This window comes from Paenibacillus sp. LT-B23, from assembly GCF_059417685.1.
The window spans coordinates 76,773-89,010 of the sequence record NZ_JBSQBM010000027.1 but is presented as its reverse complement, the minus strand read 5'-3'; the positions used below and the strand labels follow the sequence as shown (position 1 = coordinate 89,010).

Sequence of the window (12,238 nt, the reverse complement as noted above, 5' to 3'; positions counted from 1 at the left end):
GTTGGAGGATCCATTCCTTAGTATGCTGGCATGGGGAGCCGAACAGAGGAACGGAAAAAAAACCGTGTCCGGCAAGCGTAAGGGATCGCTGTTGCTAAAAAAGAATGGGTGAAGTTTGGAAGGCCTAAGAGACAGATAATCGGGGCCGGGATTTATGTGAACGTACGATAAGTGGAAATCCAGAGAAATTACCGCAGCCGAAGCTATACGTGAACTAGGTATGGGCAAAACGAGTCTTTATGATATAGTTTTCATATATACTGACATAAGAGAGTTGAGGTGCAGCATGACGACACTACAAATTGTCGATCCATTCGTCAATCCGGAATTACGCGCGTTTCAGGCAGGCGCAGAGGATCAGGCCGAGGTTCAGGAATTAATTTTACAGACTGCCAGATGGCTGCACAGCAAGGGTTCCACTCAATGGGCCAACTTATTGAAAGGGAAGGATGATCATAATCTGGGAGGCGCTATTTCGCGTGGAGAAGTGATCATTTTCCGAAAATCAGAGGGGCTACCCTTGGCAGGCTCCATGATTCTGCAACAGCAGCCCAGTGCATGGGATCGTAAGTTGTGGGGATTAAATGAAGCGGATTCCGAGCCGGGAACGGCAGTATACCTGCATCGTTTGGTTGTAGATCGCGATAGCACCGGGAAGGGGCTAGGCCGTGAGCTGATGCAATGGATTGAACAAGGCATCCACTTCACAGGCAAGGATCGAATCCGTTTAGACTGTATTGCGGGAAATGACAAGCTTAGCGAGTTTTACAGACAATGCGGTTATACGTATATAGGCGAAACGAACGGCTATAATATTTTTGAAAAGATGCTATCGAATTGAGCTGTAAGAAAAGAAAACTGAATTGAGCAAAAGGACGTCTGTACAAACAGACGTTTTTTTGTTTTTTGGAACCCGTCCTGAGTTGCAGGATGGACAGGTAGGTTGGGATAGAATCACTCTATCCCAACCTACAGCTAACCACAAATTAAAGTGTTTTATAAATGAGATTTATCGCTATTTAAAACGTCATAAACAAATATAATAAATATATATTACGTATTATATATTGAAATAACCACTTACTTTGTGTTACAACTTTAAGTAAACCTATAGATCAGTTCAGGCATGTATCTCGATAAGTGGAGGGAATGAATTCAATGCTGAAAAGAGTGTACTCATTTAACGAAGGTAAGTTGGGGATGAAAGCGCTACTAGGAGGAAAAGGAGCTAATCTAGCGGAAATGACGACACTGGGTCTCCCGATCCCTCCCGGCTTTACGGTGACTACCGAGGCATGTAAAGCCTATTTTGCTTCCGGCGGCAAGCTCCCGGAGGGTTTGTTGGGAGAAATCGTCATTGCCCTGCACGACGTTGAGGAAGCCCAGTCGGCTATATTTGGAGATACGGAGCGGCCTTTGCTGGTATCTGTTCGTTCAGGATCAGTAACCTCGATGCCCGGTATGATGGATACGATTCTGAACCTGGGTCTGAATGATGAAACCGTGCGTGGATTGGCCGAGCAGACGGGAAATGAAACCTTCGCCTACGACTGTTACCGCAGATTTATTCAAATGTTTGGCGAAGTGGTGCTGGGTATCGAATCCAATCATTTTGACCAGCTTCAGGAGCAGAGCAAGCAGACCCATGGGCGTGGCAGTGACCAGGAGGTTAGCGCGGAAGAATGGAAGGAACTGATCGGACATTATAAAGATCTTGTCGCAGAGCAGAGCGGACAGCCGTTTCCACAGGATGTGTATCAGCAATTGCAAATGGCGGTAGAGGCTGTATTTCGCAGCTGGAACAATATGCGTGCCAAGGTGTACCGGAAGGCTTACGGTATTCCAGATGAACAAGGAACAGCAGTGAACATTCAGGCCATGGTATTTGGCAATCTCGGCAACGAAAGTGGAACAGGGGTGCTCTTCACCCGCAATCCCTCCACAGGTATGAATGAGCTGTATGGCGAGTACATGGTAAATGCTCAGGGAGAGGACGTCGTGGCAGGAATAAGAACGCCTAACCCTATTCCTCAACTTTTGGAAGAGCAGCCGCTAGTCTATGGTCGTCTGGAAGAGCTGGCTTCCTTGTTAGAGCGTCATTATCGGGATATGCAGGATATCGAATTCACGATTGAAAAAGGAAATCTGTATCTGTTACAGACGCGCAGCGGCAAAAGAACGGCGCAGGCGGCTGTGAAAATAGCTGTGGATCTGGTGGAGGAAGGGATCATCAGCCAGGAGGAGGCTATCCTACGGATTGAGCCGTCCCACATGGATCAACTGCTGCATCGCTCCATTGATGTTTCCACACCGCTGGTTGCGATTGCCCAAGGTCTGCCTGCCTCGCCCGGCGCAGCGAGTGGGCGCATTGTATTCGACGCCGATACGGCAGAGAACTGGACGAAGGACGGGCAGAAAGTCATCCTGGTCAGTGTGGAGACCTCACCCGACGATGTTCACGGGATCATTGCCGCCGAAGGTGTGCTGACAAGTCGAGGTGGGATGACCAGCCATGCTGCTGTGGTTGCAAGGGGCATGGGTAAACCTTGCATTTGCGGCTGTGACACGCTGAGGATTGATCTGGACAGTCGAAGCGTCAGCATCGGTACCCTGACCTTTCAGGAAGGGGAGGATATTTCGCTCGATTCGACCTCCGGACAGGTGTACCAAGGCAGTCTGTCGCTGAGCGAGCCGGTCATTACACCGGAGTTACTGAAGCTACTGGAGATTGCGGACGACATTCGGGCATTGAAGGTCTACACCAATGCGGATACGCCACTCGACGCAGTCAAAGCCCGGGAATTTGGAGCCGAAGGCATCGGGCTTTGCCGTACAGAGCATATGTTTTTCTCAGGCAATCGTCTGCCTATCGTTCAGGCGATGATTTTGGCCGATGATCAGGAGGAGCGGGTTCTTCATTTGAATCGTCTGCTCCAAATGCAACAATTTGACTTTGAGGCTATGTTCAGTGCAATGGACGGTTTGCCAATGACGATTCGCTTGCTGGATCCGCCGTTACATGAGTTCCTGCCGAATCTGGAACAACTTCAGGAGCAGCAGCGGGAGCTTGAGCTTTTGGGGGGCCATGTAGAGGAGCTTCAACGTCTTAAAAGCACCATCTCCAAGGTGCACGACCTGCGAGAAATTAACCCTATGCTGGGTCTGCGCGGTGTTCGGCTGGGCATTCTGTTTCCGGAGATCTACGACATGCAGATTGAAGCGATTTTTAAGGCCGCGGAAGCGGCACTGCGCAGGGGCGTGGATGTGAGACCGGGGATTATGATTCCGCTGGTTGGTCACTCCAATGAACTCAAGCAAATGAGGGAACTGATTGATGAGGTAGCAGTTCAGGTGCTTAGCGAGGAATTCAAGTGGTTCAAGTATCGGGTGGGCACCATGATTGAGGTTCCAAGAGCCGCCCTGCTTGCAGACAGCGTGGCACAGTACGCCGACTTTTTCTCCTTTGGAACCAATGATCTGACACAAATGACCTTTGGTTACAGTCGGGATGATGCCGAAGGTAAATTCCTCGGCTCCTATATGGAGAAGAATATTCTGGAAACGAATCCCTTTCAGGTGTTGGATCAGGATGGCGTAGGCAAATTGATCGAATGGGCTGTTATCAAGGGTAAGGAGAAGAAGCCCTTTCTGGAGACAGGTATCTGTGGTGAGCATGGCGGGGATAGAGAGTCTATTCTCTTTTGTCACCGCAGCGGACTGGACTATGTCAGTTGCTCACCGTACCGGGTGCCATTTGCCCGCATTGCCGCCGCCCAAGCAGCTTTGCTTGTCAGAGCGGAGCAACCTGAGGGAGCCTTGTCCGTTTTGTAGCTGAAAGTAGTCTCTACATTTCAATAACACATTTAAGGCAGCCTTGATCCAAAGGCTGCCTTGTTCATTTTGTACCACATTTTACATACACATATCTCGTAGGGAAGAAAAAAATTATATAAAATTGAAAATGGTGATATCGTGTTCCCTCCTCCTACATATGATGATAGGGAACGTTTTTGTAAGCGCTTTAATTAAATAATGACATACAACCATGTGAAGCTACAGGAGGCGGATAAGGTGGACAATTACATGAACTGGATAAAAATTGGATTTTTTCTCAGCGTTCTGTTTTTACTTGCAGCAGCATGCAGTACCTCTCCCAAGCTGGAGAACACCGATGGGCAAAAGGTGCGGCTCACGATGCAAGCTTGGGGTAATCCAGCTGAGGTGAAGGTGTACCAGCGGGCGCTCGATGCCTTTGAGAAGGAAAACCCGAATATTGAGGTCAAGCTGGTGCCTGTACCAGGAGATCAGTATGAGCAAAAGCTGCTGACACAGCTTCAGGGTAGCCGTGGGCCGGACGTGTTTTATTCGTATGAGCCAACGATTGCACGTTTGATTGGAGCCAAGCAGGTGCAGCCGTTGGGTGAATTTTTAAAGAGTGGTGCCAGTGATGTGAAGGCCGAAGATTTTCCGGAGGGATTGTGGGGCCCAGCCAAACGTGATGGGGAAATTTACGGGGTTACTCCTGACTCGAATCCCATGGTGATGTACTACAACAAGAAGGTCTTTAAGGATGCCGGTGTGAAGACACCGCAGGAATACTACGACGAAGGCAAGTGGAATTGGGATGCGTTTGAGGAAGTCACATCGAAGCTGAAAGCTGCCGGAAAACAGGGCTATATCGCAGAAAACTGGTGGGCTCACTGGTATTCATGGGTGTGGTCGAATGGCGGACGGATTTTTGATGAACAAGGCAAGTATGTGCTGGACCACAATGAAAAGGGCAAGGAAGCCTTTGGCTTCATGTACGATATGGTGAAAAAGGGAAATGCGGTGTATCTCGGCTCACTTCCCAAGGGGCAAGGGGCTGACGCAATGTTCATGTCCAACCAGGTCGGTATGCTGGCGGCGGGAAGATGGCTGGAGCCGCTGTTTAGCCAGAATAAAAGCCTCGATTTTGATTATATTTACTGGCCATCCAACACGGGCAAAAATGAACCTGTCGCCATTCCGGTCGCCTACGTAGCCGTAAACAAAAACAGCCCGCATCTGCAAGAGGCTATGAAGCTGGCCGCATTCTACGTCTCGGTGAAGGGGCAGGAGGCGCGGCTGGTTGAAGGCGGAAATGCCATAGGTACGCTTGCCGCCGCAGATGAGAGCATTATGAAAACGGCGAAGATTGGGCATTCAAGCTATTTGACCGAAGGACGTGACAAGGGGCATGCCCACGGCTCCGCAATGGCTTATGACGCTCAGGTACCGGGATTAAATTCGGATATCACGGAGACGATTGACCTAATGTTCCTGGGCAAGCAGGATGCGGCGGCAACGATTGAGAAGCTGAATCAGATCATTTCCAAGGCGGTCAAGTAAGCACCGGATGGGATTGCGACCGGGGAGGAAGGTGACAAGATGCAGAAAAAGCATCAAGCGCTGTGGGGCTATCTGTTCATTGGCCCCCAGTTTCTTGGTTTGTTATGTTTTTCGCTGTTGCCGTTGCTATATGCATTTTATTTGAGCTTTGTGAATTGGGACGGCTTTGGCGTGCCTTTGTTTGTCGGCTTGGACAATTTCAGGGGCCAGCTATCTGATCCTGATTTCTGGAAGGCACTCATTAATACGATGTACTATATGGTGCTGGTGATTCCGGCGGGGATTATGTTGGCTCTGCTTGTAGCGATTGTTCTCAATAAAGTGAAGGGCAAGGAAATATACCGTTTGTTCTTTTTCATGCCTGTTGTGACCAGCTCAGTATCGGTCGGGGTCATCTGGATGTGGATACTGAACGGCGAATTTGGCATTTTAAATCATCTGCTGCGAGCGATTGGGATTACAGGCCCGATGTGGCTTACGGATACGCAGTGGGTAATTCCGTCGATTGCGCTTTTGAGCATATGGCTGGGGCTGGGATATAATATGGTCATTTTCCTGGCAGGACTTCAGGGCATCTCCAAAAGCTACTACGAGGCAGCCGAAATTGACGGGGCCAGCAAGTTCCAGCAGCTAAGGTATATTACCCTGCCGCTATTGTCACCTACGACCTTTTTTGTCACGATCATGATGGTTATTAGCTCTTTTCAGGTGTTCGATCAGGCGTTCGTCATGACAAATGGGGGGCCAGCCAAGGCAAGCTATACGCTGGTGTACCACATTTATGATCAGGCGTTCATTGATTTCACGATGGGGGAAAGTGCTGCGGCAGCAATGATTTTGTTCGCGATCATTCTTGTGTTTACCCTGCTGCAATTTAAAATGCAAAAGAGGTGGGTGCACTATGGAGATTAGGCAAAAAAGCAGGGATTTCCTGCACCATGTGCTGCTCGCTGTCGGCTCTCTGATGATGTTTTTTCCATTCCTGTGGACTTTTCTCAGTTCTTTGAAGGATATTTCGCAAATTTTTGTCGTCCCGCCCCAATGGATTCCCGATCCGTTTGTATGGAGCAATTATCCAGCTTCGCTGGAGGCCATGCCCTTCGTACAGGCGTACATGAACAGCTTTTATATTACGGTCATTATCGTGACAGCGACGCTGATTAGCGCGTCCATGGCGGCGTATGCTTTTGCTAAAATCCGTTTTCCGGGGTCGAATATCCTGTTCATCCTGTTCCTTACTACGATGATGGTGCCCAAGCAGGTGACGATGATTCCGCTGTATTTGGTGATGGACCGCATCGGGTGGCTGGATACGCATTGGTCGCTGATCGTGCCCGGAGCGTTGTTTAACGCGTTCGCGGTGTTCCTGCTACGCCAGTTCGTGATGGGGATTCCGCGCGATCTGGAGGAAGCAGCGGTCATGGACGGGGCGGGGTACATTCGCATTTACTGGAGTGTCATTCTGCCGCTGATTCGTCCGGCGTTAGCCGCGATTGGGATTTTCACCTTTTTGGGCGCGTGGAACAGCTTTCTCGATCCGCTGATTTACCTCAATACACCAGAGAAATTCACGGTTCCGCTGTTGCTTAACAATTTCAAAGGGCTGTATACCTCTGATTGGTCGCTAATGATGGCGGGTACCACCATTTCCGTCGTTCCGGTACTGATCGTCTATATGATTGCTCAAAAGCAAATTATCGAAGGTATTACCTTGACGGGCATCAAGGGGTAGGGGCGTTTCCCTGCTCCTTTTTCTGTTCTTTCCGATACTGTAACGGGGTATGTCCAGTTAATTGCTTGAACACACGACCAAAGTGAGCGATGCTGTCAAAACCCGTTTTTTCAGCGATGGCGGTCACTTTCCAGCTCGTTTCGCCCAAATACGCCCGAGCCTGTTGGACTCGAACATCCTGAAGGTATTCAACCAAGGTAAAGCCTGTTGTCTGCTTGAAAATACGGCACAAATACGTGCTGCTAATATAAAAATGCCCTGCCAACTGATCCAGGGTTAGCTTCTCCGCATAGTGGGCATGCAGGTATTCGATCACCGCATACACTCGCTGCTGCTTCTCGCTGCGTTCAGGCGCAATGGTGTCGGGGGTGGCCGATTGTATGCGTCCGATTCGAATAAGCAGTTGGAGCAGCAAGCTTTGGAGGTACATATGGCGGTAGGTATGGTCTTGGTGGTACTCATCCAGCATTTGCTGGAACAGATGCTCCAGCTCGCGCTGTTCCTCCGCCGAAGGGCGAAGCAGAAAGCTTTTCTCCGGCAGGAGGGGCTGCTTCTGATCGCCGTAAGGGACAGTGTTTAGTAATGTGGCGACAAATTGCTCATCAAAGTTGATCAAAATCCGTTCATGACTGCCGTTGCCCTTGTTGCTCGTACGGTGGAAATCGTGTTTGCTGATCCAAATCAGATCGCCCTTCTGTAGCGCATATACCCGCTGATTGATGTAATAGTAGCGCTCTCCTGCCAGCAAATAATAGATTTCATGTGCTTGGTGAACATGGTCGGCGGACATACTGAACGGCTCCGTCCGAAGCGCTTGCTCAATGGCAAAGCGAGGTGTGGCGATCATATCAACGGCCTCCTTTATGAGAGAATTCAAGTGGATAATATATGTATATTTTAAGGATGAATTCACAATAAATGCGAAGAATTCACTCTTTCTTATACTATAAAATAAAAGTAATTCATGCAAAGGGTGTGTGCCAATTGGCTAAAATCAAATATGCACTTGTGGGTACTGGAGGAAGAGCCGAATTTTTTTACGGTGAAGTTGTTACCGTTTTCAAGGATACTTCGGAGCTGATCGCGTTCTGTGACGTCAATCAGACGAGAATGAACTATGCCAACCGGCTGTTGCAGGAGAAATATGCCCACGAACCGATTCCGACCTATAAAGCTCATGAATTTGAACGGATGATTGCAGAAACGAAGCCGGATATTGTGATCGTCACGACCATCGACCGTGTGCATCATCAGTATATTATCCGGGCGATGGAATTGGGCTGTGATGTTATTTCCGAGAAGCCGATGACGGTGGATGAGGACAAATGTCAAGACATTTTGAATGCTATAGATCGCACAGGACGGAAGCTGCGTGTCACCTTTAATTATCGTTATGCGCCTCATAATACGAAAATACGCGAGGTGATCCTGGACGGGACGTTGGGTGAGGTGCTGTCCGTCAACTTTGAATGGCTGCTGAATACGCAGCATGGCGCGGATTATTTCCGTCGCTGGCACCGGGATAAGCGCAATAGCGGCGGTCTGCTGGTGCATAAATCGACGCATCATTTCGATCTGATGAACTTTTGGCTCGGCTCGAAGCCGGAGACGGTATATGCAATGGGCGATCTGAAATTTTATGGCCGGGAAAATGCGGAACAGCGCGGCGTGACTGAATTCTACCAGCGTGCGTACGGCAGCAAGGCAGCGGAAAATGACCCGTTTGCGCTGCATCTGGACCGTAACGAACACCTGAAAAGCATGTATTTGGATGCCGAGCATGAGGATGGCTATGTGCGGGATCAAAGCGTATTTGGCGACAATATTAGCATTGAGGACACGCTTAGTGTCATGGTGAAGTACAAGAACAAGACAGTCATGAACTACTCGCTGAATGCTTACATGCCTTGGGAGGGATTTATCATCGTGTTCAACGGCACCAAGGGGCGGATGGAGGTACGGGTATCCGAGCAATCCTACGTTAATTCCGGGGGCAGTAAGGCAGACGAGGGGGCGTTAAAAGAAAAAACCATTACGATCTATCCCCACTTTGCAGCACCTTATGAGGTGGAGGTAGAGGAAGGCGTGGGTGGTCATGGCGGTGGTGATCCAGTCATGCTGCGGGATATTTTTGATAAGCCGGCAGATGATCGGTTCCATCGCGCAGCCTCACATATAGATGGAGCTTGGTCTATTTTAACGGGTATTGCCGCCAATCGCTCCATCCGTACGGGCCAGCCAGTGAAGGTGGAGGAACTGGTTCATTTGTAAAGACTGGCAACCACTAAAATAACCAAGAAGCTCCCTGTTTATCTTATGGACAGAGGGGCTTCTTGGTATTTTACTGTCAGCGGCGGCAGAGTTTCTGTTAGCTGTCGTAGGGTACTTATTTCATTATTTATCGGCAGTCAGTTCACGGGCTCCAAGTTGTTGCACAGGGCGATGGTTATCGGGAAAAATGGTAGCGAACCGGCTGATTTGGTCTGCCGACATTTCGATAGGCTGTTCCAGTATCGTCCAGTTCACATGCTCTGTACATGGCGGGGTAGTCAGAGAGCCATTGTAGCGAACCGAATGCAGGTCCTTCGGCAGAAGGGAAGCAAGGTTAATTCCTTCCTCCAGAGCTGCATCTTGAGAGGTCGTATCTTTCGGCAGTTTGGACCAAATACTGTTGAAGGCTTTATTTTCCCTGCCCCTTTGAATGAGAACGCCTAAAACTGCTGTGTGGCCATCGTCGCTCTGATGAACAAAGTGAAGCTCCATCTCGGCATTTTTACCATCAATTTGGTGTTCGCTGGGATGATGGAAATGAAACTGCTTTAAAGTATAACGAGTGCCGTCCAGCACAATAGTATTGCCGGGGCTTGCTGTATTGATTTGAACGGTGTGTCCATTATTCAGAATAGATACTTTCGTATTGGTGTAGTGAACCTGTATCGGCTGCTGCGTTTGCGAAGCTTCCATTCGAGTATGTTCTATGTTGACGGGGGATTGTTCCTGACCGTTACCACAAGCCGCAAAATCCTGTTCTAACTCTCCCCAATGCTCCGGTCCCTGATCTCCTTCATAGGACCAGTGTGGACTTTTCTGAACAACCGCATGGGCGGCGCTACCAGTCGGTGAAGACGAAGTATTCGTAGATTTGGAAGTGTCGGGCTGAGCATTACATCCGGTTGCCGACACAACCAGGAAAATAGCAAACATGCTGGACAAGCAAACTCTCCAGTTTTTTTTCATTGTGCATGATCCTTCTTCCCAAAGTAGAGTATGTGAAACTTTTTACATTGTAAATTATTGTACAAAGTTCCATCAAGGGTACAAGGACTTAGGAAGAAGGAAAGGGTGTACTCTTTTTTTACAGCTTATTCAGAATGTTATCCTCCAGTACAGCGGATTTATCTCCGTACTCTTTAATAATATGCTTTTCTCCCCAGGCGCACAGAGAATCCAAAATGCTCTTCAGACTACATCCATATTCACTAAGCTCGTACTCCACTTTGGGAGGCACCTGATTGTAGCTAATTCGATTGACGATGCCGTCTTCCTCTAATTCCCGAAGCTGCTGCGTCAGCATTTTTTGTGTAATCGAAGGCATGATGCGTTTCAATTCGCTTGTCCGCATTTTCCCATGTGTCAAATGACACAGGATCACACACTTCCACTTCCCACCGATAACCTCTAAAGTCGCCTCAACCGAGATGTTGTATTTTTTCTGACCCAATGTCGATCCCTCCGTGTGTTTCACCTTTTGTTTAGGGTACTTTTTGGTACCTATATCACTAAAAAGTACGTACTGTTCATAATCGCTTGAATAACTCATAATAACATCTGCTGGTCGAAGATTTCTATAGATGAGCATTTCCAGCTGTTGAGGAATCGAATTATGAAAAAGCTGAGATAGGAGTGAAAGACATGTCGTCAGACTCAAAACGAAGTATTTGGCCATTACTGGCTTTAGCCGTAAGTGCCTTTGCCATTGGGACAACCGAGTTCATCAGCGTGGGACTGCTTCCCCTGATCGCTGAGGACTTGCACATATCCGTAACCATGTCGGCTTTAACCGTCACGTTGTATGCCTTAGGGGTAACCATCGGGGCTCCCGTTTTGACCTCATTAACATCCAGTGTTCCCCGTAAAACGCTGCTGCTGTGGATCATGATTGTATTTATTGCAGGCAACAGCCTCGCTGCGTTCTCCAGTGGAATTGTCATGCTGCTGATTGCACGTGTGGTCTCGGCATTCTCCCATGGGGTGTTCATGTCCATCGGCTCCACCATCGCAGCCGATCTTGTACCCAATGACCGCCGAGCCAGTGCCATTTCCATTATGTTCTCCGGGCTGACCGTAGCCACGGTCACGGGTGTACCCTTGGGAACCTTTATCGGGCAGCAATGGGGCTGGCGAGCGGCCTTCATGGCGATTGTGATCGTCGGTGTGGTGGCACTCATCGCGAATCTGATTTTGCTGCCATCCAATCTGCGCAAAGGGAACAGAACCCCCTTCCGCGAGCAGGTCAAACTGGTCACCAATGGTCGCTTGCTACTCGCCTTTATCATTACAGCATTGGGGTATGGAGGCACGTTTGTCGTGTTTACTTATTTATCTCCATTACTTCACGACATAACCGGATTTAAGCAAAGTACGGTAACGTTCATTCTTTTGCTGTATGGAATTGCGATTGCCATAGGGAATGTCATTGGTGGAAAAGCTGCTAACCGCAAGCCGCTTTCAGCTTTATTTTACATGTTCCTGATTCAAGCAATTGTCCTGCTCGTTCTGCTGTTCACCGCTCCTTTTAAAACCGCCGGACTGATTACGATTTTCTTTATGGGATTGCTTGCGTTCATGAACGTGCCCGGCTTACAGGTATATGTGGTGATGTTGGCTGAACGTTTTGCCCCCAAAGCCGTAGATGTCGCTTCTGCCATCAATATCGCTGCTTTCAACGCGGGGATTGCGATTGGAGCCTATGTAGGCGGAATGGTGACGGATGCTCTGGGTCTCATTCATACGACCTGGATCGGGGCGATTATGGTTTTCGCTGCGGTTCTACTCACAGGCTGGAGTCGCACGCTAGAAAAAAGGGATGCAATCACCGCAATAGGTTCACAATCTTAATAAATGCAGAGAGGAAGA

General features: G+C 48.9%; 10 protein-coding genes. 7 read left to right on the top strand and 3 right to left on the bottom strand.

Translation table 11 applies throughout. The features are described 5' to 3' along the window. Positions 1-286 precede the first annotated feature (286 nt). The 5 genes from ACWXW9_RS25515 (at position 287) to ACWXW9_RS25495 (ending at position 7,102) form a co-directional block, all read left to right on the top strand. Positions 287-841: a GNAT family N-acetyltransferase gene (locus ACWXW9_RS25515; protein WP_494931699.1), complete on the top strand. Its 555-nt coding sequence runs from the start codon at positions 287-289 to the stop codon at positions 839-841. Positions 842-1,158: 317 nt separating this feature from the next. Continuing rightward, positions 1,159-3,831 (top strand): pyruvate, phosphate dikinase, encoded by a 2,673-nt coding sequence (gene ppdK / locus ACWXW9_RS25510; RefSeq protein WP_494931698.1) that lies wholly within the window; start codon positions 1,159-1,161, stop codon positions 3,829-3,831. A 240-nt stretch (positions 3,832-4,071) separates the two neighbouring features. Next, positions 4,072-5,370 (top strand): ABC transporter substrate-binding protein, encoded by a 1,299-nt coding sequence (locus tag ACWXW9_RS25505; RefSeq protein WP_494931708.1) that lies wholly within the window; start codon positions 4,072-4,074, stop codon positions 5,368-5,370. A gap of 39 nt (positions 5,371-5,409) precedes the next feature. Beyond that, positions 5,410-6,282 (top strand): carbohydrate ABC transporter permease, encoded by an 873-nt coding sequence (locus ACWXW9_RS25500; RefSeq protein ID WP_494931697.1) that lies wholly within the window; start codon positions 5,410-5,412, stop codon positions 6,280-6,282. Beyond that, on the top strand, positions 6,272-7,102 hold the full coding sequence (locus tag ACWXW9_RS25495) for a carbohydrate ABC transporter permease (protein WP_494931696.1): 831 nt from the start codon (positions 6,272-6,274) through the stop codon (positions 7,100-7,102). Before ACWXW9_RS25500 ends, ACWXW9_RS25495 begins: the two co-directional genes overlap by 11 nt. Here ACWXW9_RS25495 and ACWXW9_RS25490 read toward each other — a convergent pair. Next, on the bottom strand, positions 7,092-7,949 hold the full coding sequence (locus ACWXW9_RS25490) for a helix-turn-helix transcriptional regulator (protein WP_494931695.1): 858 nt from the start codon (positions 7,947-7,949) through the stop codon (positions 7,092-7,094). The two genes, ACWXW9_RS25495 and ACWXW9_RS25490, sit on opposite strands and share 11 nt — an antisense overlap. A gap of 137 nt (positions 7,950-8,086) precedes the next feature. Between ACWXW9_RS25490 and ACWXW9_RS25485 the strand changes: the two genes are divergently transcribed. Beyond that, positions 8,087-9,373 carry a Gfo/Idh/MocA family protein gene (locus tag ACWXW9_RS25485; protein WP_494931694.1) on the top strand — a complete coding sequence of 429 codons (1,287 nt, stop codon included), beginning with the start codon at positions 8,087-8,089 and terminating at the stop codon, positions 9,371-9,373. 123 nt (positions 9,374-9,496) lie between these two features. Here ACWXW9_RS25485 and ACWXW9_RS25480 read toward each other — a convergent pair whose 3' ends face one another. Then, positions 9,497-10,339: a carbonic anhydrase gene (locus ACWXW9_RS25480; protein ID WP_494931693.1), complete on the bottom strand. Its 843-nt coding sequence runs from the start codon at positions 10,337-10,339 to the stop codon at positions 9,497-9,499. Positions 10,340-10,457: 118 nt separating this feature from the next. Continuing rightward, positions 10,458-10,823 carry a winged helix-turn-helix transcriptional regulator gene (locus ACWXW9_RS25475; protein ID WP_494931707.1) on the bottom strand — a complete coding sequence of 122 codons (366 nt, stop codon included), beginning with the start codon at positions 10,821-10,823 and terminating at the stop codon, positions 10,458-10,460. Between the two features lie 191 nt (positions 10,824-11,014). On the opposite strand from ACWXW9_RS25475, the gene ACWXW9_RS25470 reads away from it, so the two are divergent. Then, positions 11,015-12,220: an MFS transporter gene (locus tag ACWXW9_RS25470; protein ID WP_494931692.1), complete on the top strand. Its 1,206-nt coding sequence runs from the start codon at positions 11,015-11,017 to the stop codon at positions 12,218-12,220. Positions 12,221-12,238: the final 18 nt, after the last annotated feature.

Excerpts from the sequence above, each read along its gene's own strand:
- ACWXW9_RS25515 (WP_494931699.1), top strand. The coding sequence starts at position 287 with ATGACGACACTACAAATTGTCGATCCATTCGTCAATCCGGAATTACGC.
- ppdK (WP_494931698.1), top strand. The coding sequence starts at position 1,159 with ATGCTGAAAAGAGTGTACTCATTTAACGAAGGTAAGTTGGGGATGAAA.
- ACWXW9_RS25500 (WP_494931697.1), top strand. The coding sequence starts at position 5,410 with ATGCAGAAAAAGCATCAAGCGCTGTGGGGCTATCTGTTCATTGGCCCC.
- ACWXW9_RS25495 (WP_494931696.1), top strand. The coding sequence starts at position 6,272 with ATGGAGATTAGGCAAAAAAGCAGGGATTTCCTGCACCATGTGCTGCTC.
- ACWXW9_RS25490 (WP_494931695.1), bottom strand. The coding sequence starts at position 7,949 with ATGATCGCCACACCTCGCTTTGCCATTGAGCAAGCGCTTCGGACGGAG.
- ACWXW9_RS25480 (WP_494931693.1), bottom strand. The coding sequence starts at position 10,339 with ATGAAAAAAAACTGGAGAGTTTGCTTGTCCAGCATGTTTGCTATTTTC.
- ACWXW9_RS25470 (WP_494931692.1), top strand. The coding sequence starts at position 11,015 with ATGTCGTCAGACTCAAAACGAAGTATTTGGCCATTACTGGCTTTAGCC.